The 24005-nt window shown below is 39.1% G+C and carries 18 protein-coding genes; 8 read left to right on the top strand and 10 right to left on the bottom strand.

Translation table 11 applies throughout. The annotated features are described in order from the left end of the window. Positions 1-17: 17 nt before the first annotated feature. The 4 genes from phrB to MP622_RS08315 form a co-directional block, all read right to left on the bottom strand. On the bottom strand, positions 18-1433 hold the full coding sequence (gene phrB, locus MP622_RS08330) for a deoxyribodipyrimidine photo-lyase (RefSeq protein WP_243793411.1): 1416 nt from the start codon (positions 1431-1433) through the stop codon (positions 18-20). Positions 1434-1572: 139 nt separating this feature from the next. After that, positions 1573-2055 carry a peptidylprolyl isomerase gene (gene slyD, locus MP622_RS08325; protein ID WP_243793409.1) on the bottom strand — a complete coding sequence of 161 codons (483 nt, stop codon included), beginning with the start codon at positions 2053-2055 and terminating at the stop codon, positions 1573-1575. Positions 2056-2189: 134 nt separating this feature from the next. Further along, positions 2190-3473, bottom strand: a complete 1284-nt coding sequence (locus tag MP622_RS08320; protein WP_243793408.1) for an NAD(P)/FAD-dependent oxidoreductase — start codon at positions 3471-3473, stop codon at positions 2190-2192. A gap of 127 nt (positions 3474-3600) precedes the next feature. After that, positions 3601-4911 (bottom strand): D-alanyl-D-alanine carboxypeptidase PBP6B, encoded by a 1311-nt coding sequence (locus MP622_RS08315; protein WP_243793406.1) that lies wholly within the window; start codon positions 4909-4911, stop codon positions 3601-3603. 178 nt (positions 4912-5089) lie between these two features. On the opposite strand from MP622_RS08315, the gene MP622_RS08310 reads away from it, so the two are divergent. Then, the gene (locus MP622_RS08310; RefSeq protein ID WP_243793402.1) at positions 5090-6793 is read left to right on the top strand and encodes a PDZ domain-containing protein; all 1704 of its coding nucleotides are present in this window, start codon (positions 5090-5092) and stop codon (positions 6791-6793) included. An 83-nt stretch (positions 6794-6876) separates the two neighbouring features. Here the strand turns inward: MP622_RS08310 and uraH are convergent, their stop codons facing one another. Both uraH and paaI read right to left on the bottom strand, forming a co-directional pair. After that, on the bottom strand, positions 6877-7275 hold the full coding sequence (gene uraH, locus MP622_RS08305; RefSeq protein WP_243793401.1) for a hydroxyisourate hydrolase: 399 nt from the start codon (positions 7273-7275) through the stop codon (positions 6877-6879). 128 nt (positions 7276-7403) lie between these two features. After that, positions 7404-7817, bottom strand: a complete 414-nt coding sequence (gene paaI / locus MP622_RS08300) for a hydroxyphenylacetyl-CoA thioesterase PaaI (protein WP_016167491.1) — start codon at positions 7815-7817, stop codon at positions 7404-7406. A gap of 464 nt (positions 7818-8281) precedes the next feature. Here paaI and MP622_RS08295 point away from each other — a divergent pair, with 464 nt between their 5' ends. After that, positions 8282-10513 carry an NADP-dependent isocitrate dehydrogenase gene (locus tag MP622_RS08295; RefSeq protein WP_016167492.1) on the top strand — a complete coding sequence of 744 codons (2232 nt, stop codon included), beginning with the start codon at positions 8282-8284 and terminating at the stop codon, positions 10511-10513. 122 nt (positions 10514-10635) lie between these two features. Then, positions 10636-11676, top strand: a complete 1041-nt coding sequence (locus tag MP622_RS08290; protein WP_243793400.1) for a DUF2971 domain-containing protein — start codon at positions 10636-10638, stop codon at positions 11674-11676. A 36-nt stretch (positions 11677-11712) separates the two neighbouring features. Here the strand turns inward: MP622_RS08290 and MP622_RS08285 are convergent, their stop codons facing one another. Both MP622_RS08285 and MP622_RS08280 read right to left on the bottom strand, forming a co-directional pair. Continuing rightward, complete coding sequence (locus tag MP622_RS08285; RefSeq protein ID WP_016167494.1) at positions 11713-12501, bottom strand: rRNA large subunit pseudouridine synthase E; 789 nt, start codon at positions 12499-12501, stop codon at positions 11713-11715. Positions 12502-12903: 402 nt separating this feature from the next. After that, on the bottom strand, positions 12904-14040 hold the full coding sequence (locus MP622_RS08280; protein ID WP_243793399.1) for a catalase family protein: 1137 nt from the start codon (positions 14038-14040) through the stop codon (positions 12904-12906). A 733-nt stretch (positions 14041-14773) separates the two neighbouring features. Between MP622_RS08280 and MP622_RS08275 the strand changes: the two genes are divergently transcribed. Together MP622_RS08275 and MP622_RS08270 are read left to right on the top strand one after the other, a co-directional pair. After that, the gene (locus MP622_RS08275; protein ID WP_016167496.1) at positions 14774-15244 is read left to right on the top strand and encodes a hemerythrin domain-containing protein; all 471 of its coding nucleotides are present in this window, start codon (positions 14774-14776) and stop codon (positions 15242-15244) included. Between the two features lie 379 nt (positions 15245-15623). Next, entirely contained in the window at positions 15624-16187 is a 564-nt protein-coding gene (locus MP622_RS08270) for a M23 family metallopeptidase (RefSeq protein WP_243793398.1), read from the top strand. Positions 16188-16594: 407 nt separating this feature from the next. Here MP622_RS08270 and MP622_RS08265 read toward each other — a convergent pair whose 3' ends face one another. After that, entirely contained in the window at positions 16595-17794 is a 1200-nt protein-coding gene (locus MP622_RS08265; RefSeq protein WP_243793396.1) for a YbfB/YjiJ family MFS transporter, read from the bottom strand. Between the two features lie 119 nt (positions 17795-17913). Beyond that, the gene (locus MP622_RS08260) at positions 17914-18531 is read right to left on the bottom strand and encodes a flavin reductase family protein (RefSeq protein WP_243793395.1); all 618 of its coding nucleotides are present in this window, start codon (positions 18529-18531) and stop codon (positions 17914-17916) included. Between the two features lie 130 nt (positions 18532-18661). Here MP622_RS08260 and MP622_RS08255 point away from each other — a divergent pair, with 130 nt between their 5' ends. From MP622_RS08255 to MP622_RS08245, 3 genes are all read left to right on the top strand, one after another. Next, positions 18662-20050: an L-cystine transporter gene (locus MP622_RS08255; protein WP_243793393.1), complete on the top strand. Its 1389-nt coding sequence runs from the start codon at positions 18662-18664 to the stop codon at positions 20048-20050. A 156-nt stretch (positions 20051-20206) separates the two neighbouring features. After that, on the top strand, positions 20207-21031 hold the full coding sequence (locus MP622_RS08250) for a PhzF family phenazine biosynthesis protein (RefSeq protein ID WP_016167501.1): 825 nt from the start codon (positions 20207-20209) through the stop codon (positions 21029-21031). Positions 21032-21160: 129 nt separating this feature from the next. Beyond that, positions 21161-23926, top strand: coding sequence for a pitrilysin family protein (locus tag MP622_RS08245; protein ID WP_243793392.1), 2766 nt, complete (start codon positions 21161-21163; stop codon positions 23924-23926). Positions 23927-24005 lie beyond the last annotated feature (79 nt).

Below are 24005 nucleotides of genomic sequence, written 5' to 3'. Positions count from 1 at the left end.
AAAATTATTTGGAGCAATTAAATTCCCCTAAAGGCATCAATTGCCCGCTGACGGCTTGATTTCAAGTCAACGATAGGGTGAGGGTAATCCAGTTTTAAGTTTGTATTTTTGGCAAATGGTTCATGAATACTCTTGGCATCGAGATGAGCCAATTCAGGAACCCATTTGCGAATATAGTCGCCATTGGCATCAAATTTTTGTGATTGGCTGATCGGGTTAAAGATACGGAAATAGGGCACTGCATCTGTACCTGTAGATGCGCACCATTGCCAACCGCCATTATTTGCAGCTAAGTCACCATCGATTAAATGTTGCATAAACCATTGTTCCCCCAGACGCCAATCAATCAGTAAGTTTTTACACAGGAACATTGCTGTGATCATACGGACACGGTTGTGCATCCAGCCCGTAGCAAGCAGTTGTCGCATACCAGCATCGACAATCGGGATACCTGTACGTCCTTGTTGCCATGCAATTAAGTCCTCAGGTGTATCGCGCCATGGAATATATTGTGTACTTGCTTTGAAAGGTTGGTGCTTAGAGACTTGTGGAAAGTCATACAGGATATGCTGATAAAATTCACGCCAAAGCAGTTCATCTAACCATGTTTGCTGCCCTAGATTTTCAGGGAGGAAATGCCCGTGTTGCTTTCGAAATAGTGCCTGAATACATTGGCGAATGGAAAGTAAACCAATATTAAGATAAGGAGAGAGCTGACTGGTACCTCGTAAATTTGGAAAGTCTCTTTCATTTTGATAGTGACTAACTTGATGATCAATAAAATGATCCAATCGTTGTAAGGCACAGTCTTCGCCTACAGGCCATTGCATTGCAAAATGAGATTCAAGGGGCTGGGCACCTAATTCAGCAAGCGTAGGAATCTTGCTCTCTACCATGAGGTTGACAGGAGACTGTGCCGTAGGTGTTGGGTAACATTGCGGAAGACTTAGACTAAATTGTTCATAACAATATTTTTTAAATGCACCAAAGACTTGATAGGGGTGTTGGGATTTATTTCGAATTGAGCCAATCGGGAAAAGCGTACGATCTTGATAAAGCTCTAATGATTTTTTATGTTGTTGAAGTAAATTCTGAACTTCACTATCACGCTTTAACTCATTCACACCAAACTCAATATTGGCATGAATTGTTTCTACTGCATATGTTGTACTCAAATCTAGTAGAGCTTGAGGAATATCTTTCCACAAAGGCACTTGGTGAATGATGAGAGGAATATTGAGTTGATGGAGTTGTTCTTTTAAGGAATGCAATTGACGTAGGTAAAAATCTATTTTAACAGGTGCATCATGGTGAATCGCCCATTGTTCAGGAGATAAGATGACCACAGCCAAACAGGTATCGGCTTGCGTGGCATACCAAAGAGCAGCGTGGTCTTGTATACGTAAGTCTTGTCGGAACCAAATCAATTGCATGAGCTTAGTGCTTGAATAAACTACTTAACTTGATTTTAAAACGATTTACTAAAATTCAGTAAGATGAGATGTATAAAAATAAAACACTAGGCGTAAAAAAGGGCAAAGTTAAATTTGCCCTTTTTTTGATCTGTCGATCTTAGTGGTGATGACCACCAGCACCGTGTACGTGACCGTGATCTAATTCTTCTTGAGAAGCTTCACGGATTTCTACGATTTCAACTTCAAAAGTTAAGTCTTGACCAGCAAGTGGGAAGTTTGCATCAACGATTACGTTGTCGCCTTCAACTGCTTTAACTGTAACGATTTGAACGCCGTCATCAGTTTGAGCCTGGAATTGCATGCCCGCTTGAATGTTATCAACGCCTTGGAACATTTGCGCTGGAACTTCTTGTACTAGGTCTGGGTTGTATTCGCCATAGCCTTCAGCCGCAGGAACATTAACAGTAAATTTTTCGCCTACTGTTTTACCTTCAAGTGCTTTTTCTAAACCTGGGATGATGTTGCCCGCACCGTGCAAATATGCAAGTGGTTCACCTTGAGATTGGTCGAGAGTTTCACCCTCTGCGTTAGTCAATGTGTAGTGGAAAGAAACCACGTGGTTATTTGCAATAGCAGTCATGTTATTGATCCATTCAATTTTTAAAGGTACATCATAAAGTGAAAAGCAGATTTTGTTGACTGTATTTCATCAAAATTCTGCAATTTGTACTTTTTTACGACATTTTTTAGTTAATAAGGGCAATTTAAAAAATTTCAATGCAATTTAATATTAGGTGCCAGTTTTTTGTTCATTGCATCTTTTGCCATAAAATAAGCGGTGCGGGTATATCCATGTAAAGTTGCCTGATGCATACGATACAAAGAGACATAAAGTGATTTCGCCACCCATCCCTGCACGTTTACTTGCCCAAGCAATTCTCCTACAGCTTTATGATGACTTAATGACACCAATGAGCCTTTATCTATAAATTTAAACATCGGCTGTGTCTTGTTTTTAATTCGTGCAGACATGGCACTGACCAAGAAATGGGCTTGTTGACTCGCGACTTGTGCACGTGGTCCAAGTACAGGTTCATCGGCAATGGGCTGGCAATGTGCACAATCGCCAAAAGCAAAAATATTCGGGTCGGTTTTGGTTTGTAAGGTCGCGTAGACTTTTAAACGATTTAAATGATCTTTTTCGAATTCCGTCAGATGTTGAAATACTTGCGGCGCTTGAATCCCTGCACACCAAACTTTTAGATCTGCGGGAATACTGGCGCCATCAGCAAAATATATTTGTGTTTCATCAATTTTACTGACTCGTTTATGGGTTAAAACTTGAATGTTGGCATGATGCAGTTCACGTAAAGTATGCTGTGATATTTTCTCTGACAGTGCAGGTAAAATGCGGTCGGCAGCCTCAATGAGGGAGATTTTTACTCGTTTAGGATCGATTTTATTGAGGCCGTATTGATGAAAACTTTGTGTACTCTGTACCAGTTCTGCTGCCAATTCTACCCCAGTTGCACCCGCGCCAATAATGGCAATATTCAAATCTGTGAGCGAAGATTGGGTTTGCGCGGCCACATATAAGTGCAAAAGTTGTTGCTGAAATTGTTCGGCTTGTACGCGACGGTCTAGAAAATGGCAATGCTCACGTACACCTTCTGTGTTGAAGTCGTTCGATGTAGAGCCAATAGCAAAAATAAGGGTGTCATAGTTAACAGAAAAGAGCTGCTGATCTTTACTTACACTAGAGAAAGGAGGTTCTAATAAAATACTTTTATTGCTTCGATCTAATTCAGTAAAGCAACCTAAGACAAACTCATAATTGTGTTGTGCTGCATGCGCATAATAATTCAATTCCTCGCTGTGGGCATTCAGTGTACCGACTGCAATTTCATGTAATAACGGTTTCCAAATATGCGTCAGATTTTGGTCAATTAAAATAATTTTGGCTTTAGCCTGTTTACCAAAATGTTCTCCTAATAAAGTAGCTAGCTCTAACCCTCCAGCACCACCACCGACAATCACAATTTTATGTAGTTCGTTCATTTTGACCGACCTATTTTATTATTTAAAAAAAGAAGATGGCTTAACATGCCATCTTCTTTTTTTTGATGTGTTGAAATTGTTTTACAATTTACAACAACTTACATAAACCAAACTAAAGCATTCAACTTTAATGGAGTGGATAAATTTTTACTTTAAAATCATCTGAACCCAAAAAAGGCAGGATATGTTTTAACCAGATGAAGAAGCGCTCAAATACATTGGCTTCTTCAATTTGAACATCATCTTCAATTGCAATAGTTCGGATGAGTTGGTTATTTTGATAAACATGTACAGTTGCCAACTGCATGACTTTCGCCAACGGAGCAGTTAAAGCATGCTCATTCATTTCAATATTTAAATGTGTTTTTGTTTCTGCCAAAGGGTTAACAGGGTGTAAGCTGCCATCACCTGTATTCAGCATAATACGCTGATTAATCTTGTCGTAAGTGCTTAAGTCAATCGCATAAGGTTGGTCGTACAAAGACGTTGTAATTAGTTCAGGTGCTTGGGTTTGAACTTTAAACATTTTCAATGTGGATTTCACCACCGGTAGCTCAGCAATGAGTTGCTTATCCTTAATTGCAACTTCGTTGCGTGTGTAGGTATAAGCCAAATTCATAAGGTCATAGGCAACTTCCGCACGTTTTGCAGCACTCTTGGTTCCCATGACTACAACGACTAGACGACGATTTGGTGCATCAGGGTTCATGGTAGGACGGTTTGCCGTTAGAGCAAGGTTATAACCTGCTGCTTTGGTATAGCCTGTTTTTAAACCATCAACGGTAGGATCCATTTTCAGGACTAAATTAGTTGCGTGGTGGAAGCGTTGGTTATAGCTAAAACTTTGTTGCTTCGAATAATAAAAATAGTCTGGCGTTTGCTTACTAATCGCTTGTCCTAATTGCGCTAAATCATTTGCAGATGAATAGTGCTCTGGCATGGTAATGCCTGCTGGGTTTTGAAAGTGCGTGTCTTTCATACCGAGCGCTTTTGCTTCCTGATTCATGCGTTCTACAAACTTTGGAATACTGCCTGAAATACGCTCGGCAAGCGTAACGGCCGCATCATTTGCTGACATCACAATTAAGCCTGCCAGAAGTTGATCTACCGAAATTTTTTCGCCTTCCTTTAGGTACATTTGTGATTCGTCCCACATGACAGTTTTTACAACAGGTGTGGCGGTGAGTACTTCATCTTTACGCAAATGTCCTGCTTGAATTTCTTTTAAAGCAATATAACCAACCATCATTTTTGTTAATGAAGCAGGTGCGCGTTGCGCATGGCTATTATGTTCAGCAATGACTTGTCCAGATTGGGTGTCTAAAATCGTCCATGATTCTGCTTGAACACTTTCGGGAACTAAGTTAAGGAGTGTAGCGTTTGCAAAAGAAGTACAGAGCAAAGCAAATAAAGCGAGGAGGTAAGTGAAACGTTTCAAAGGTATTCCTATCAAGCTAATCCATCAGCAAGAAACTGACAAAACTAGGGGAATGCTATGCCTTTTTTAACTTGATGGCTAGTCCGAGTTGCAGACAAATAACACAGTTCTGCATCTGTTTAGAAAAAAATGCTAAGCTAGTTGCTAAGATTAATTATTTTATTTTGAACTGCCTATTATGTTGCATTATCAAATCGAATTTGACGATTATCGTCAGCATCTTGTACATGTCACACTGCGTTTTTTGGCAAACCCAACTCAAGTCCTTTCTCTCCCAACATGGATTCCTGGTAGTTACTTGATTCGTGAGTTTTCTAAACACATCGAATCTGTGCGCGCGTATGATGAATCGGGGCGCGTTCTAAAAATTCAGAAATTTGAAAAGAATAAATGGCGCTTGTTCAACACGGATCACGAATTTATTACGGTTGAATATGATGTCTATGCCTATGATTTGTCTGTGCGTGGCGCCTATGTTGATCAGAACCGTTTATATGTCAATCCTGCATGTGCTTGTTTAGGTTTGGATGGTCAGGAAGAAAAAGAAATTGAAGTTGAACTGTTCTTGCCTGATGAATTAAAACATTTCCAATTAGCAACAGGCTTGGCATCTAAAAGTTTGGTCAAAGGTCGTTATACCTTAAAAGCCAAAAACTATGCAGAACTGATTGATGCACCGTTTGAATTAGCAGAGCAAACTCGCTTTAGCTTTAATGCTGAAGGCATCACACATGAGTTTGTGGTTTCAGGGCAACATGCCATGAATGCTGAACGTATGCAGCAGGACATCGAAAAAATCTGTGCGACTGAAATTAAAATGTTTGGTTCGGCACCGTTTGCCAACTATACCTTTATGACCATGGCAACGGGCAATAGTTATGGTGGATTAGAACATCCAAACAGCACCAGTTTAATTACTCCACGCAGTGATTTACCGAAAGTTGATGAGCCTACTGAACCTTCGGAAGATTATCAGCGCTTTTTAGGCTTGTGTAGCCATGAATATTTCCATTCGTGGTTGGTCAAGTTTATTCGTCCTGAAAATTTGGTTAATTATGACCTAAACAAAGAAAGTTACACCACTTTACTTTGGGTGTTTGAAGGCTTTACTTCATATTATGATGATTTGATTTTGCTTCGCAGTGGTGTGGTCTCACAAGAATCTTATTTAAAACTACTTAAAACCCAGATTGATCGTTACTTGCAGAACCCAGGTCGTCATGTACAAACAGTGGCAGAATCTAGTTTTGATGCGTGGGTAAAATTCTATCGTCAGGATGAAAACTCGAACAATGCTGGCACTAGTTACTACAACAAAGGTTGTTTAGTCGCATTGTGTCTGGATTTAGGTTTGCGTTTACGTGGTTCAAGCTTAGATGCCTTAATGCGCAAACTATATGAAAATGCGCAAAAGGGTGTACAGGTACACGAACGCACGATTGTTGAATTGTGTAATGAGTTGACGGGTGATAATTGGATTGAACAAATTAATCATTTAATCAATACCGTCGATGAATTGCCGCTCGATCAATTATTCCCTGAATTTGGCTTAAGCTATAGCTTAAAAAATGATAAATCATTGCCATTTGGCATGAAAGTCGTAGACAAGCCAGAAGGCGTGCTGATTCAGCAAATTCGCCGTGATGGCGCTGCTGCGCAAGCAGGACTTTCTGCCAATGATGTGATTCTTGCGATTGATGGCTTAAAAGCCAGTGAAAAGCTCTTGGCGCAATATGCGAAACGTAAAGAGACCTTTACTATCTTTGCATTCCGTCGTGATGAATTGATGCAATTTGAAGTTCAAGCTGGTGAAACGGGCTTAACCGCGGTGGAATTAAAAGTAGAAGATCAGATGAAGGCAGATGCTTGGTTAAAAGCTTAAGCTGTCAGATTTAAATAGAGTTAAAAAACGATGCCTTATGGCATCGTTTTTTATATTGAATTTAGTAAAGCTGTTTCGAAACATTAGTTGCCACGATAGGTTGAATAGCCATAAGGGCTAATTAACAGCGGAATATGGTAATGATCAAGTGAGCCATCAATTACAAATACCACAGGAACTTCTGGAAAGAATGAACGTTGATTCTTTTGACGGAACCAGTCACCTGTTTTGAAGGTAACTTTATAGATGCCTTTCTGTAAAGCTGTGTCCTTGGGATAAAGCTCAGTAATTCGACCTTGTTCGTTGGTCGTACCTGAATTGATCTCGATCCATTGATTATTTTGTTGTGTTTCTAGCACGACTTTTACATTTGCAGACGGTAAACCATTGTCCAAATTGAGTACATGAACACTTAAAGGATTTTGTGCAAAGCAGAAAGAAGAGAGACTAAGTCCAACAAGTGGCAAGAAATATTTAACCATTTGACTTTTCCTAAAGCTAAAAAAGATTGAGTTTAAACAACCAATCAGAAATCAACATTTCATTATGTAACAGACACCAGAATTGATAGAACATTAATGAACAATGGATACACAGAGCCAACTTAGTGTTATGGCTGTTCTTTTTTCATCGGAACCAACATCCGTGATACACCTCTAAACTCCGCAATTGTTTCTTGCTTTTGGTTCACCACCTGAATGTCGTAAAATTCGGAACGGCCTGCTTGGGAGCGTAACTCCGCAGTTGCAGTGAGTACATCACCAATCCGTCCAGGTTTAATGTAGCTGATATTACAATGCTGGCCCACGGCAGGGTAGTCACCTGTATTGCAAGCAACCGCAAAAGCACCATCGGCTAAAGTGAAGATAATTCCACCATGACAAGTACCATGTCCTTGGGTATGTCGCTTTTCGACCAAAAGTTCCACTTTGGCATAGCAGTCTTTGTAGTCGATTAAGCGGGCACCTATATTTTGCATGACTTGATCATTATTAAATAATGTATGTCCTTTTACAGTGTCCATGTCTCATCCTTTTTGATACGTTATTGTATATTTATAATTAAATATGAATCATCATTAGCACTATCATAGCGCCTGATCAAGGTATTTGAATAAAAAATAGAAATTTGAAAGTTCAATAAATATTCAAGACTCAACATGAAATAGATCATAATTTGAGATGAGGTGATGATGGTCTTGCTCTATATTAAATTGAATATGAACATCAACGATTTTAAAGAATAACGATAAAAATAAGCGATGCAGAAGATATTTTGTTCCGTATGTAAATAATTGACTTTGAAAAATGTTTAAAAAAACCACATAAACTGTGTGGTATTTTCTGACGAAATGTCGTTATCACAAGATATATCGTTGACTGATAAGCGTTGAAGGCCGATACTCTCAGGGTTTAATCAAGCAATCGGTTCGTAGGACTGGGCCAAAAGTCTAGTTCTCAATACTCAATTTAACACAAGGGGCTATATATGGCTGGTGGAAAGTCAAACATCATTTACACACTGACTGATGAGGCGCCATTGTTGGCGACTTATTCGCTACTGCCGATCATTGAGACCTTTACTAAATCTGCTGGTGTAGAGATCGTTAAAACGGATATCTCTGTTGCCGCACGTGTTCTTGCAGAATTCTCTGAATGCCTAAAAGAAGAGCAAAAAGTGCCAGACAATCTTGCAGAACTAGGTCGTCTTACACAAGATCCTGATACAAACATCATCAAACTTCCAAACATCAGTGCATCTGTTGCGCAGTTAATAGCATGTATCAAAGAGCTTCAATCAAAAGGCTATGCGATTCCTGACTATCCTGAGAACCCAACAACAGAAGAAGAGAAAGCGATTAAAGCACGTTATGGTAAGTGCTTAGGTTCGGCTGTAAACCCTGTTTTACGTGAAGGTAACTCTGACCGCCGTGCGCCTGCTGCAGTAAAGAACTATGCTAAAAAACACCCGCACTCTATGAGCGAGTGGAAGCAATGGTCACAAACTCACGTTTCACACATGGAAGAAGGTGACTTCTATCATGGTGAAAAATCGATGACGCTTGATCGCGCGCGTAACGTAAAAATGGAATTGATCACCAAATCTGGTGAAACCATTGTACTTAAGCCAAAAGTTGCGCTTCAAGATGGCGAAATCATCGACTCTATGTTCATGAGCAAGAAAGCGCTTTGCGATTTCTATGAAAAAGAACTTGATGATTGTAAAGAAGCAGGCATTTTGTTCTCTTTACACGTAAAAGCAACCATGATGAAAGTTTCGCACCCGATCGTTTTCGGTCACTGTGTGAAAATTTACTACAAAGAAGCTTTTGAAAAACACGGTAAATTGTTCGATGAGCTTGGCATTAACGTAAATAACGGTATGGCAGGTCTTTACGAGAAGATCGCAACTTTACCGACTTCTTTACGTGAAGAAATCATCGAAGATTTACACGCTTGCCAAGAACACCGTCCTGCGTTAGCAATGGTTGATTCTGCTAAAGGTATCACTAACTTCCACTCACCAAACGATGTGATTGTAGATGCTTCTATGCCTGCAATGATTCGTGGTGGCGGTAAGATGTGGGGTGCTGACGGCAAACCTTACGATTGTAAAGCAGTAATGCCTGAGTCAACTTTCGCACGTATCTACCAAGAAATGATTAATTTCTGTAAGTGGAATGGTAACTTTGACCCACGTACTATGGGTACTGTACCAAACGTAGGTTTGATGGCGCAAAAAGCTGAAGAATACGGTTCACACGACAAAACTTTCGAAATTTCTGAAGCAGGTGTTGCAAACATCACTGACTTAGAAACTGGCGAAGTGTTGATGTCACAGAACGTAGAAGAAGGTGATATCTGGCGTATGTGTCAGGTGAAAGATGCACCGATTCGTGACTGGGTGAAACTTGCAGTAACACGTGCACGTAATTCTGGTATGCCTGCAATCTTCTGGCTTGACCCGTACCGTCCACATGAAAATGAACTTATCAAGAAAGTACAAAAGTACTTGAAAGACCATGATACAACGGGTCTTGATATTCAAATCATGTCACAAGTACGTGCAATGCGTTATACACTTGAACGTGTAGCGCGTGGTCTAGATACGATTTCTGTAACAGGCAACATCTTACGTGACTACCTCACTGACTTGTTCCCAATTATGGAATTAGGCACTTCTGCGAAAATGTTGTCTATCGTGCCGTTAATGGCGGGCGGTGGTATGTACGAAACAGGTGCTGGTGGTTCAGCGCCTAAACACGTACAACAGCTTGTAGAAGAAAACCACTTACGTTGGGATTCTTTAGGCGAGTTCCTTGCATTAGCGGTTTCTTTAGAAGAGTTAGGTATTAAAGAAAACAATGCTCAAGCAAAACTTCTTGCGAAAACTCTAGACCAAGCAACGGGTCAATTACTTGACAACGATAAGTCTCCATCACGTCGTACTGGTGAGTTGGATAACCGTGGTAGCCATTTCTACTTAGCGAAGTTCTGGGCTGAAGCTTTGGCTGCTCAGGATGAAGACGCTGAGTTGAAAGCGAAATTTGCTCCACTTGCAAAAGCACTTGCAGAAAACGAAGACAAAATCGTTGCAGAGCTTGCGGCTGTTCAAGGTAAAGCTGCGGACATCGGTGGTTACTACGCTGTAGATCCAGCGAAAGTAAATGCTGTAATGCGTCCAAGTGAAACTTTAAACGCAGCGCTTGCAGCAGTTTAAGTTGAGAAAAATCGGCTGTTAGTCGATGATGTGAAAAAGCCGATGCGAATGCATCGGCTTTTTTAATAAATATATAATTAATACAAAATGCGCTGAGCATAGATTTAAAGAAGAAAAAGTAGATGAAAGTTTATAAATATAGATATGGCTCAAAACGTGATTTAGAGTCGTTAGAACAAGATTATTTTTATGCTCCGCATCCATCTAAACTTAACGATCCGTGTGAAAATTTATTTGATGTAGCAGGTATTGAACAAACTTTAGCACAGTTAGCTAGCATGAGTTCTGTTTATACAAAAATGCTTTCTGAAAGTTTTTTTACTTTATTTACACAAATACAAAAAAATGTAGGTATTTATTCTCTAAGTAAGACAGTTTTAGATGAGCTCCTTTGGGCATATTATGCAGACTCTCATACAGGTTTCTGTATTGAATATGATCTAGATAAATTAAGTGAATTGACCAAAATTGCTGGCTCTTTTGATGTTTTATATGAGCATAATATTCCTCAAATTACTTTTGGTGACTTGATTGGGGGGCAAAGTGATGTAATTAAAATTTTACAACTTACATCTGGATCAAAATCAAAAAGATGGCAGCATGAAGATGAAATAAGAGTAATCATGGATTATTTTGGTAAAGTTGAATATGACTTTCGGGCAGTAAAAGCAATTTATTTTGGTTTAAGAATGCCAAAAAAATGGCAAGATTTGCATGAAGATAATGAAAAATTACCTGATCATTTATCTCAAGTGTGTCAAGAACAAGTCATGCAGGTTTTAAAAGGCAGAGGTGTTAAATATTATCAAATGGTATTAAAGCCAAATTCTTATGAGTTTGACTATGTTCAAGTTGAAGATTTATATAAGGATGCTGAGAAATATAAAGCAGCCGTAAAATTTTTAGACAAGTCATGTATTGACTATAATGGTTATGACAGGAATATAGATCCAAGTTATTTTGATAAGGTTGCTGAAATTACTTGTAGAGAGCCTTATTTCTATAAACTAAACTCAATTCATATTTCTAAAGAAAAATCTATTGAAAGAAATGAGCCAATTATCTTTTCTGGATTTTATACAGCTGAGAATGATTGGATGCAGATTAAAAGATATTTTTCACTTGATGAGATAGATAAAATTTATAAAGATCTAGATATATAAAAAGCCCACTGACGTGAGCTTTAATAAAATCAAATTTTAACGACCACTACGTCCGCGACCACGTGGTGCTTTGGTATTTGGACGTGTTGTACCATTGGTCTTACGACGTGGTTTCTCACTTTCATCCATTTGCCAAATACGCTTCGTACCTGACTTTTTCACAGAACCATCTTTATTCTTACGAACCATAGGTTTGCCACCTGTACCACCTGGTTTTTTCACATAAGAACGTGAACGGTAAGGTTCTTCAGCAGGAATATTTTGAAAGTCAGGGTATAAAAGAGGCTCAATTTCTTTAGTTTCACCAGGTTGTAAACCCATTTGAACCAGATCAATTGCACCAATTTTAGTACGAATTAAACGTAAAGTTGGGAAACCAACCGCAGCAGTCATACGACGGACTTGACGGTTACGGCCTTCGCAAATTGAGATTTCGACCCAAGATGTCGGAACGGATGCGCGGAAACGTACAGGAGGATCACGATCCCATAACCATTCAGGTTGTTCAACCTTCGTTGCTTGGGCTGGTAGGGTCATCCCATCTTTTAATTCAACACCTTTGCGAAGTTGCTCTAATGCTTCTTCGGTTATATCACCATCAAGTTGTACTAAATAAGTTTTGTACTTTTTGTTTGCAGGGTTGGTAATGTATTGATTTAAACCACCGTGGTCAGTTAAAAAAACTAAGCCTTCAGAGTCCATATCAAGACGACCAGCCAAACGCAAAGTCGGATCATCTACAAAGTCAGAGATCGTCATATGGGCTTCGTCTTTACGAAACTGAGAGAGAACGTCATAAGGCTTGTTAAGAATGACTATTTTCACTTTAACCTACTAGAAAATTTAAAAAATTTGTTTGGACTTGCTTGTGTTACCCGTTTGATTACCCATTTTAGTGGGAGTAGGTAGGGAAGGGTAAAGAAAGGTCCACTAACTATATGGGGGCTACTATATCAGATTTCGGCTTGAGCTCCTCAATTTTATTCTTTACATCTGATGTGTAATCCTCTTTGTTTCAAACCTTGGACATATTGGGTAAATGTTCGATTTCAGCTGGCCTACAACGGATGCTTAAGTTGAGACATCATTGATCCATTTTTTGTTAATGTTTTTAATGCAATATATTGTTGATAAAGTTGCATAACGATAAGAACTTATTGTTTATACATAAAATTATTAATTGATCAGTGAGTTTAAGCAGATTCCCTTAATTTATTTTCATTATGATTAGGGTTCCAATCTCTCAGTCGAATTCATTTCATGTCGGACGCGACTAATCTGCTCATAGATGATTTTGCGCATTCGGTTTATGCCTCCAAGTGGCTTATGTTCAACCAAAGCATGCCAAGGTGTAAAAGAAAGGTTTTCACAAAATTTATTTTGCTCAGGGGTATCAAACACTTGCTTAGGAATATGAATCGTTGCCACCTTGTAGAAAGGAGCTTGGGCTTCTTTCCATTCAGTCATAGAATCTTCGACCGACATGGAAGTGGATGTTCGAGGTTGGACTAAAAACTCCATGCACGCATCGCTTTCTTGCAAACTCGTGCGGAGTGCCTCCCTTAAGAAGTCCCTGTTAGGTCTAGCAGGAATAGGGCTGACAATGGTCGAACAAGCTCGAGCAGAGTATTTTACCGCCTGACGATGATCACCTAATCCCAATTGATAGGGCACCATAGACCAGTATCTGGTTTGTAATGGATTTGAAATTTTATTTCTACTGTTTAGGGCAATCCAAGTTCCTTTTGCTCCTAATGCAAAAGGAATATGTAGTTTTTTTAGAAATTTGTCACTATTGATATCTTGCATGAATGACAGATAGCGAGCGGGGTCGTTAGCAAAAAAGACTGGATGGTTGATCATGATGAAATCTTGGGTGGAAGAATTTTCATCTGAGAGATTTTTACCAGAGACCTCTAAAAGCTTGATTGCCATGCCGCGTGCATCTTTCTTAATATCTGCCTGTTTAGCATTACTTGATCCATTAGAAAAACGAATCCATGCTTGATAAGTTTTCCCAGGAATGAAAACACCTTGAGCTAGGAGGGGAGGTAATGTTTCATTGATCTTAAATTCTGCACGTACGCAACCATGAGCTTTGGGATGTGCATCACGTAGCGCGATGTCTGTGACATATTCTTTGCGAATGGACATTTCAATAGTGTCTGCAATTTGCTTGGCCGTGGCAGCCTCATTTGGATAAAGACTTTCACTTAAACTGGGATCTATATTGGGGTAAATAAGCGCTTTAGGGGTATTCAGCACTACAGGTGGGGTGTTTGCAGACGCAATAGTGGTAACACTTATGAACAATACAGTGGGAAAAAGTAGGCCTAAGAGCTCAGGTCTTTTGAAAATAGGCATAGATTGCCTCCTTGCTTAAAGTTGTTATTTTTAATTCTTAGCCTGATTACAGAAAATGATCTAGATTTATTCAATATATAGGGTAATCAGAATATCTGTGGTTTTTTATTGATCGCTTCTTTTTTTAGAAAACTTAATGTTGGTTTAAAAAAAATGATGAAGATTTGAACGTATTCGGTGATGTCATTACGTACCTGAGTATGTAGCAATAATAAAAGCGTGAGCTAATGAGAAAAAGTAAATTACTGAGTCAATTGTCATTTTTTTATTAAAAATCTGAGTTTTATGTACTTTAAGATCAGATAATATTCATTCGATTCACAGTGAAGATAATTTTATTCAGCTAAGGTTCTGGCTTTAGAAACATGGGGCATTATTTGATTTATTTTGTACAACGAACATTTTATACGCTGTAGTTTTAGAGATTGATCATGTAGCTCTTCTTTGAGAAGGGGCGAAATCCTCTTGTGTAATCGCTTTAAATACAGGATGAGCGACTTATTTTTTTAGTTTTTTGTCTGCAACAAAGTCTTAATATTTAGCAAATTGAGCTATGGTTGCACCTGTGGTTATTTAATTCTTTTCAATTAACGATGAATAACAGTAAAAACACAATTTGAAAAAATAGTAATGCATTGTGCTTAAAAATAAAACAGTTTGTGAACAGACCATGTTTTGTGAAATGTTCATAGTAGGTGCATATCCATAAAATGAATTTTGAGGATTAACCCCAATGACAAATACAACAATTTTTGAAGCATTAAGACTAAGTCACGATAAGCAAAGAATGTTATCTGAACAATTAATTCAGACTTCGGGAGACACTGAAGAAAGACATGAGTTATTCAATGAATTAAAAAATGAATTGTTTGCACATTCAGTCGCAGAAGATAGATATCTTTATATTCCACTGATGATGACCGATTCAGGTCTTAACATCACCCGTCATGCATTAGCAGAACATCATGAGATGGATGAGTTGTTAGAGCAATTGAGCGAAACTGAGTTTAGCCATCCGAGTTGGTTGGTAATTGCAAAAAAATTATCTGAAAAAGTCCACCATCATTTAAATGAAGAGGAACATGGCTTTTTTCAACAAGCAGGGAAAATTTTAGCTGAACAGCAAAAAACACAATTGGCTGAGCAATATTTGAAAGAATATAATAAATATTTGAACAAGGAAAAAGATAGTCTAACCAGTTGATATGGGAGTGGATTTGTATAAATTGGCTCTATACGACAATTGATTTAAAAAAAAGGGATCTTTTAACAAATATTTTAAATATATCTTTAACCAAAGTATTGTAAATAGTTCTCAGTTTTGGCAGTATTAGCACAAGATTTAAAGCTGATAGTTCCCTGACTTGTTTTAAATTTTTAAAAGCCTACATGACTCATTTGTAGGCTTTTTTTTTGCTCGAAAATTATGTTTTATAAATTTAGCGTGCAGTTTGGTCTCATCATAAAGTGACTTTAGCTATTATTTAAGATTCTAGGTAATTTACAAGATAACCAAAATACCATTGGGAATTGTAGGACGCACCGTTAGAATTGAGTTAATTTAAAAAATTCAAATTATTAGAATGAAGTCTCAACATCGAAGCATTAAAAATTTAGCGATATTGCTGCCTCTTAGTTGGATGTTATTGGCATGTAAACCACCTGTTTCAGGTGAGTCGACGGGTTGGAAATATCCTATTTTGCAGTTTCAATTGGCTCGTCAAAATCTCTCGACGCAATTACCTATGCCTGTTAAAGGCATTACCTCAGCACAAATAAATGATACATGGGGTGCTGCAAGAGGTCAGAATCGTAAACATGAAGGTATCGATATTTTTGCGAAACGAGGAACTGAAGTACTGAGTACAACGCAAGGAATCGTTGCTAAAGTTGGTTTAGACAGCTTAGGTGGTAAAGTTGTGTGGGTGGTAGGGCCAGATTTAAGTCGACATTATTATGCGCATTTGGAGGCTTATGCACCACATTTAGATGTCGGTGATTGGGTAGAGCAAGGGGCAGTACTGGGTTATGTGGGAAATACGGGTAATGCCAAAAATACACCGCCACATTTACATTATGGAATTTATTTTACTGGACAAGGGGCGGTGAATCCCTATCCATACTTAAGCCATAAAAAGGGTTTATAAAGGGATAAGTTGCCCAGCCTAGTTGGCAAATTAAAGAAATGTTCAAATTGATTCAGCGAAAGGCCACAAAATTTTTAAATGCTTACAGCATAAAAGAGTTTAAATCTATTTTGCAGATTTCTATATTTCTTCAAAATCATTGAGAAAGTTTATGTTTTGCTTATTGAGCAAAAAGCCTTACTCAAATTTAGCGCTACAAACACGGTGCTGGTGCGTTAAATTAAGAGGTTTTTTAATCATGAAAACAATGTATTCGAACTTGTATCGTCACTAAGGTTTTATAACATTTTGGCTGTAGTTCCTAAGCTTAGTCGTGGATAAAGATTAGGATTGACTCAAAAGGAGTTATAAAATGTTATCTCCAAGATTGGTTCAGTCCGAGGAGTTGGAATTCAATATTTACCCGCCTAATCTGCTATTTGTTTACAGTTATGATTATTTTTTGCATGTGGGCGAGTAAACCAGAACAATTGCAAGGTGCCGAGCAATAGTACTGCGGAGGCTATGCTAAATTGTTGATGATAAGACACACCAAAATGCTGCAAAGTGCTAAAACTAATACCGCCGAGCAACTGAATAGTGGCAAAGCTGAGCGTTGCCATACTCCATAATTTTTTATATGCCAGACCGTACAATTGCAAAATGGTATAGGAGGTTAGGAAAACCACGGCAGGGTTAAGTAAACCTGTGAGGAAAGAAGATATAAAGGTAAAAATAGGCGAGAAGCTAAGTACAGCGATTAAAACTGCAAAAATGTAGATGCTGTATAACACTTTAAGCGTGGCAAAATTCCCAAGTCTACGCGCCAAGACGTATGCACTATACGCTCCTAAAGCACTGCCCAGACCGTATAGAATCCAATTGAAATTAATCCAGAACAAATTCAAAACCAATACATGGCTCAAGTAATCAATCCAGAATAAAGAATGGGGAATATAGGCAAATGCACTACAGGCATAAGCAATTAATAAGCTGTAGTAAATGAAACCGACTCGATCTGATTGGGATTGTGTTGCTGGAATAGCTTGGAGTTGGGCTTGAAATGGACGTACCAGAAACCAGAGTAATGCACTTATGCCAAAGGCGAAAGCACATAAGATCAACCACGCAGTAGAAATTGCAATTCGGTCAAGATAAGGCATAAACAGCGTGGCGCATAAAACCCCCAAGCCAATACCACTAAAACCAATAAAGTTGATTTTAAAGCGATGTTGTAAATCGCTACATTGAGCGACCACACTTGGAGATAGAATCATCAGTAAGCCGCCGCTGATGCCTGAAATAAAGCGCCAGATTAAATACCAAATTTCTGAAAAACTGGAAAAGGCGCAAGCAAACAGACTGATTGAACCCACAAAAGCAGCGCTAATGATATAGATGGGCATTTTAGGATTCTGTGGGATTTTCATTGCCCAGTAGGCACCGACTAAATAGCCTAAAAGATTAGCACTGCCTAAAATACTGGCAAAGTTATGACTCCATTCATAGGCTTCACGTGTTGAAGGCAATAAAGCAGTATAGGAAAAGCGCAAAATGCCGATGCCCAAGCACATACTCAAACAAAGAAATACACTGAGTTTGATGGTATTTGAGAACGTCCTGTTCATATAATTTGACTAATTGTTTGAAAAATATACTTGAACTATAAGGTGAAAAATCTAGAAAAACAATCACTGACGTTTCATCTTTAGTTGAGCATCATTCAAGGTTGGGGAAGATTAAAGCCTTAACTTTTGTTGGCATCAACAGCATCACCAATGGTGTAGTAATGACCTCCCGCAACATGATGTACGCTTTTCCAAGATGGGTCAGCTTCATGGTAATACCAATGTCCATCGCGGAACACGCGATCATCTGCATAGGCTGCAATGACTTTACCAATAAATAAATCATGTGCTTGTTGATTGTGTGGTTCGGGTATAAGTTCACAAATGAGCCAAGCAGCACAGCCTTCCACCACAGGTAAGTCAAAACCGTCAAAGTGAAAGAGTGGAGTATGACAATGCTCAAGTTTAGCTGGGTCATCAAACTGGCTGATAGAACCTAAGGCTTGTACCAACTCAATTTGCTTTAAGGTGGGAACTTGTAAGGCAAAATAACCCGATTGTTCAGTTAATTTTCTGGTTTTGGTGCTTTTATCCAGTACGACAGATACTTTGGCTGGAACCAATTCTAGCGCACATGCCCAAGCAGCAGTCATAACATTGGCTTCTTGTTCATGTTGTGCAGATACCAATACGGTTGGGCCATGATTGAGTAAACGATACGCCTTTGCCAGTTCGACAGGTTGAATGTGTGGATTTAACAGCTCAGCCATATTTAGATTCAATAAGATTATTTTCATGGACATATCATAACTCTGATTGTTGCAGGAGTAGTCTAAATTTGAACACTTGGTAAGTCTGTACTGGTAAAGCCAAAAGTCGAATTGAATTTTGATTTATAATAGGGATTACATTATTTAGGGAAAAAACATGAATATGCCCTTAATCATCAATGTCATCCTCTTTGTGGCATTGCTGTTCTTATTAAGTCGGACACGTCATACCGATTGGAGCCTTGCCAAAAAGGTGCTTGCTGGTCTCTGCTTGGGGGTAGTGTTCGGTTTACTCTTGCATGTGGTGTATGGCACAGGTTCAAGCGTGCTGCAAGAGTCAGTGCAATGGTTTAACTTGGTCGGTAAAGGCTATGTCAAGCTGCTGCAAATGGTGGTCATGCCGTTGGTCTTCGTTTCCATTTTAGGCGCGGTGATTAAGCTGCATGATGCAGGTTCACTCGGCAAGATCAGTTTTATTAGTATAGGCACCTTATTGGTTACAACAGCGATTGCCGCTTTTGTGGGTGTGGTGGTAACCAATGCTTTTGGTTTGACCGCGGCAGGTTTGGTTCAGGGGGCGCAAGAAACTGAACGTCTGAATGCCATTCAGACCGACTATGTGGGGCAAGTGACAGATTTACAAGTTCCAGATATGTTTCTCTCTTTTATTCCCACTAATCCTTTTGCTGAACTCACTGGTGCTCACCCGACTTCAATTATTAGTGTGGTAATTTTTGCTGTATTCCTAGGTATGGCTGGCTTGAATTTAATTAAGGCGGATGCAGAGAAAGGGAAAAAATTGCTTGCTGCGATTGAAATTATGCAAGCATGGGTGATGAAATTAGTCCGCTTAATTATGACCCTTACGCCGTATGGTGTATTTGCCTTAATGACCAATATTGTGGCGAATTCAAAATTGGCGGACATTCTGAACTTGGGTGGCTTCCTTGTCGCATCTTATATTGGTCTGGGCATCATGTTTGCTGTGCATGCACTCATTTTGTTGCTTACAGGTGTCAATCCAGTTCAATTCTTTAAAAAGGTTTGGCCTGTATTAACTTTTGCTTTTACCAGTCGCTCTAGTGCAGCCAGTATTCCACTAAATATTGAGGCACAAACGCGCCGTCTGGGCGTGCCTGAGTCGATTGCCAGTTTCTCAGCTTCTTTTGGGACAACCATTGGTCAAAATGGTTGTGCGGGTTTATATCCTGCCATGTTGGCGGTGATGGTAGCACCAACCGTTGGGATTAACCCATTAGATCCAATCTGGATTCTAACTTTAGTCTGTGTCGTAACGCTCAGTTCTGTCGGTGTTGCAGGTGTGGGTGGTGGTGCGACTTTTGCTGCCTTAATTGTATTGCCGATGTTGGGCTTACCCGTGACTTTAGTGGCGCTACTCATTTCGATTGAACCTTTGATTGATATGGGACGTACGGCATTGAATGTGAATGGCTCAATGACTGCCGGAATGGTCACCAGTCAAGTCTTAGGGCAAACTGATCAAACCATTTTTAAACAAGAAAATGTTGATTTAACCGAGAATTAATTTCGCCGTTACGTCATAAATAGGAAAGTCAGTATTTTGGATATTGGCTTTCTTTTTTTGTGTCAGGCAACAATTGTATCCATAAATCAAATAAATTTGTATCTGTTATTGTTTGCCTGTAACGGCATAATCATAATGAAACAATGGAGACAAATCATGAAAATGTATCAAGTCGATGCTTTTAGCAATGCATTATTTAAGGGGAATCCTGCGGCAGTAATTGTGACTGAACAATGGTTAGATGAAGTACTCATGCAAAATATTGCTTTGGAAAATAATCTGTCTGAAACTGCATTTGTAAAAAAGATTGATGCCGAACATTTTGAAATTCGTTGGTTTACACCTACAGCAGAAGTTGATTTTTGTGGGCATGCAACTTTAGCCAGCAGTTTTGTGCTATTTAAAGATTTTACTCCAGCCAAAACCATTCATTTCCATGTGAAAAAATTGGGTGTTTTTGTTGTGAGTCAGGCGGACGATGGAAAAATTTGTATGAATTTCCCAATCCGCCGTGCTGAAAAAGTAGAAGATTATCCTGAACTTTTAACTCAGGCACTGAGTAAGCCATTTAAAAATGTGTATCTGAATCAACAGGCTTTTATTGTTGAGTATGAAAGTGTGCAAGACGTTTTGGATGAGCAACCCAACTTAGAACTGTTAAAGCAATTGGGTTCTTTACGTACTGCTATTACCGCACATAGTTCAAGTGTAGATGTTGCTATTACTGCTTCAAATGCAGAGTATGATTGTGTGTCACGTTATTTTGCCCCTGCAATAGGCATCAATGAAGACCCTGTTACAGGTTCTATTCACACTGCGATAGCGCCATTGTGGGCAGAACGATTAAACAAAACAGAGTTGATTGCATATCAAGCCTCTGCGCGAGGTGGCGAATTGTATTGCAAAATTCTAGATCAGGAGCGGATTGAAATTTCGGGCTATGGCAAACTTTATATGCAGGCAGAGTTGTTCTTAGATTAAACATATTCGAACAAAGCAACGCTCAAAACTGAGGGTTGTTTTGCAAAACTTAACTATAAATCCCATTTTTGATTCCGTAAGATAGGCAGCTTATAAAATATTTATATGACTGAATATATTGGAATTAACATGTTAATGCGGTTGAAAAAACTTACTTTCTCTCTGTTTTTTGTTGGTTTAAGTTCGGCTGCTTGGGCACAGCCTGTTTTGGTCAAATCAGATCATCAAATTGAAGAATATAAATTAGATAACGGTTTTCGCGTGATTTTGGCACCGAATGATAAAGAAAATAAAGTCTATATGAGCACCATTTATCTGACAGGTTCATTGAATGATCCACAAGGTAAAGGGGGCTTGGCACATTTATTAGAACACCTTGCATTCAAGGGCACACAAAATGTTAAAGGCGAAGAATTCCAGCGCAGATTGGATCAATACACTTTAATGACCAATGCCAGTACCGACTATTATTCAACCCGCTATATCAATGTTGTCCGTCCTGAACAAACGGCTTTGAATGAAATCTTGCATTTAGAAGCTGAGCGTATGGATAAATTGGTGCTGCAAGAGAAGTTTGTTCCTTCTGAAATTGCCATTGTGAAACGTGAGCGGGAAGTACGTCTGGATCAACCTTTTGCCGTATTGATGGATCAGATGTGGAAATCGGCTTATGGCAACCAGTATTTAGGACGTTTACCCATTGGCGATTTAAAAGAATTGCAGTCCATCAAAATGAATGAACTGAACCAGTTCTATCGCACGTGGTATGCACCGAATAATGCAGCAATGGTGATTGCAGGTAAATTCGACAAAGGGCAAGTGTTGAAACAGATTGATCAGCAGTTTAGTTCAATTCCTGCACGTCAGATTCCTGCTCAGGTTCAAGTACCGCAGTTGGATGCAAGTAAAATTAAACAGCGTGAATTTACTGTGGCAAAGGGCAGTGATTTAGCCAAATTCAATATTTACTTAAATGGTAAAAATGAACAGATTAAACCCGCTTTAGCTTTATCTCCATTGTTGTATACCATGCAGCCGAGTGGTCATTTGTATCAAAATATGGTGGAAACAGGCACCAGTACTATGGTGCAGGCAACCACATGGCTAGATCGTGATTTTAACTTGGTGTTTATGGGCGCAATTTATGCACCGAATCATAATGCTGAGCAGGTCGATCAAGCGCTTGATCAAGGGGTGGAAAAAGCCCAAGATTTTAATGAAACTGAATTAAAACGCGTGAAAAGTCTCATTCAAAATCAGGCGGATAGCATTCAAAGTAACTCTGCGGCTTTAGGTTCACGTCTGGCGGATTATTTTGTAGCGAGTCAGGGACGTTGGGATCAATATTATGTCGATCTCAATAACATTCAAAACTTAAGTCTGAATGAGGTCAATCAGACCTTAAATCAGTTCTTGGTGAAAGAGCATCGTATTACAGGTGATATTCAGCCAACTCCTGAAGATCAGAAAAAAGCTAAGCAACAGCAGCAGGCAAAAGCGCCAAAGCAGACCTTAGACCAACAGGCTCAAAAAACAGAACCACTCAAAGATGTGAGTGTGTATCAACAAGAAGTAGCACAATATGTTGCAAGCTCTCAGCAATATTTGGAAAAGAACGAGAAGAATATTCAACGCGGTGTATTAAAGAACGGGATGAAATATGCGCTTTATCATGTTGCGACCCGTGACAATAAAACCTATGCCACCATTAATGTTGAGTTCGGTACAGCCCAAAGTTTGATGAACAAAAGTGAAATTATTGATTTCACTTCTTATTTATTGCTCCGTGCTTCAGATAAATACAGTCTGCAAGACATTGCCGATAAATCGATTGATGCAGGTGGTTCAGCAACAGCATCGTCTAATGGCAACGGTATGACCATTCAAATTGTGGCGAAAAAAGAAAAATTTGAAGACTTCTTTAATTATATTGTAGAGGTCATGAAGAACCCGAAGTTTGAGCAGTCACAGTTTGATTTAATCAAGTCACAAACGTTGTCGAGCTTAAACCGTCCATATACGGAACCTGAAACGGTAGCAGCGTTGACGATTGCACGTTTAATCGAAATTTATCCGCAAGGAGATTTGCGCTATCACTTCGAACCTGAATATGCCAAGAAGCAATACCAAGCTTCTACCAATGAGCAAGTGAAGCAGTTGTATCAACAATTTTTTGCCATGAATAATGCACAAATTGCGATTACAGGTGAGTTCAATGCGAAGAAAATGTTGCGCAAAGTAAAGCAGCAGTTTGGTAATTGGAAAGGGACTCAAGCTTATACACAACTGACTTCTGAATATACCCCGTATAAAGCGCAGAAGAAGCATGTGCTGTCTGAACAACGTGAGTTTGGTAGTTATCAGAGCTTACTCACTTTCCCGCTAGGCGAGGATCACCCTGATGCTCCAGCGATGCTGGTTTTTAGTTACATTCTTGGAGATTCTCAGCTCTCTTCACGTTTAGCACAAGAATTACGTGAGAAGAATGCTTTGGTGTATGGTTTTAGCAGTGAAATTCAATTGGATGATTGGGTCAATTCAGGAGCACTGAGCATTGATGCCAATTACACCGCAGGTAAAGCCGAGCAAGTGTCGCAGGCTGTGCATAAGGTTTTACAAGAACTGTTAGATCATGGTGTAACAGAACAAGAGTTAGAAGCGGCTAAAGCTGATATTCTAAAAAACCGCGTAACGGCTTTGGAAGATGAACGCAATATTCATCAAATGTTGACTTCACAGTTGGAACGAAACCGCGATTTATTGTTTCGTAAAAAGCGTGATCAAGCGATTGCCAACTTAACCAAAGCGGATGTAGACCAAGCCATCAAAAAATACATTCATCTTGATCAATTGGTTGAAGTGATGGCTGATCAATATGGACAGCCGAATGACTAAACTTTAAGGTTCTAATCCACTTAAAAACTTCTATAAAAAGTCACATTTTTGTGGCTTTTTATTTTAAAACTTGAAGTTA

The sequence above is a fragment of the Acinetobacter sp. PK01 genome, assembly GCF_022819285.1.
Classification (GTDB): domain Bacteria; phylum Pseudomonadota; class Gammaproteobacteria; order Pseudomonadales; family Moraxellaceae; genus Acinetobacter; species Acinetobacter tandoii.
The sequence above is the reverse complement of the archived record's forward strand: the minus strand, read 5'-3'. Positions and strand labels throughout refer to the sequence as shown.

Excerpts from the sequence above, each read along its gene's own strand:
- MP622_RS08295 (WP_016167492.1), top strand. The coding sequence starts at position 8,282 with ATGGCTGGTGGAAAGTCAAACATCATTTACACACTGACTGATGAGGCG.
- MP622_RS08310 (WP_243793402.1), top strand. The coding sequence starts at position 5,090 with ATGTTGCATTATCAAATCGAATTTGACGATTATCGTCAGCATCTTGTA.
- phrB (WP_243793411.1), bottom strand. The coding sequence starts at position 1,433 with ATGCAATTGATTTGGTTCCGACAAGACTTACGTATACAAGACCACGCT.
- MP622_RS08255 (WP_243793393.1), top strand. The coding sequence starts at position 18,662 with ATGAATATGCCCTTAATCATCAATGTCATCCTCTTTGTGGCATTGCTG.
- uraH (WP_243793401.1), bottom strand. The coding sequence starts at position 7,275 with ATGGTTAAATATTTCTTGCCACTTGTTGGACTTAGTCTCTCTTCTTTC.
- MP622_RS08265 (WP_243793396.1), bottom strand. The coding sequence starts at position 17,794 with ATGAACAGGACGTTCTCAAATACCATCAAACTCAGTGTATTTCTTTGT.
- MP622_RS08290 (WP_243793400.1), top strand. The coding sequence starts at position 10,636 with ATGAAAGTTTATAAATATAGATATGGCTCAAAACGTGATTTAGAGTCG.
- MP622_RS08270 (WP_243793398.1), top strand. The coding sequence starts at position 15,624 with ATGAAGTCTCAACATCGAAGCATTAAAAATTTAGCGATATTGCTGCCT.
- MP622_RS08320 (WP_243793408.1), bottom strand. The coding sequence starts at position 3,473 with ATGAACGAACTACATAAAATTGTGATTGTCGGTGGTGGTGCTGGAGGG.
- MP622_RS08280 (WP_243793399.1), bottom strand. The coding sequence starts at position 14,040 with ATGCCTATTTTCAAAAGACCTGAGCTCTTAGGCCTACTTTTTCCCACT.
- MP622_RS08245 (WP_243793392.1), top strand. The coding sequence starts at position 21,161 with ATGTTAATGCGGTTGAAAAAACTTACTTTCTCTCTGTTTTTTGTTGGT.
- paaI (WP_016167491.1), bottom strand. The coding sequence starts at position 7,817 with ATGGACACTGTAAAAGGACATACATTATTTAATAATGATCAAGTCATG.
- MP622_RS08260 (WP_243793395.1), bottom strand. The coding sequence starts at position 18,531 with ATGAAAATAATCTTATTGAATCTAAATATGGCTGAGCTGTTAAATCCA.
- MP622_RS08275 (WP_016167496.1), top strand. The coding sequence starts at position 14,774 with ATGACAAATACAACAATTTTTGAAGCATTAAGACTAAGTCACGATAAG.
- MP622_RS08250 (WP_016167501.1), top strand. The coding sequence starts at position 20,207 with ATGAAAATGTATCAAGTCGATGCTTTTAGCAATGCATTATTTAAGGGG.
- slyD (WP_243793409.1), bottom strand. The coding sequence starts at position 2,055 with ATGACTGCTATTGCAAATAACCACGTGGTTTCTTTCCACTACACATTG.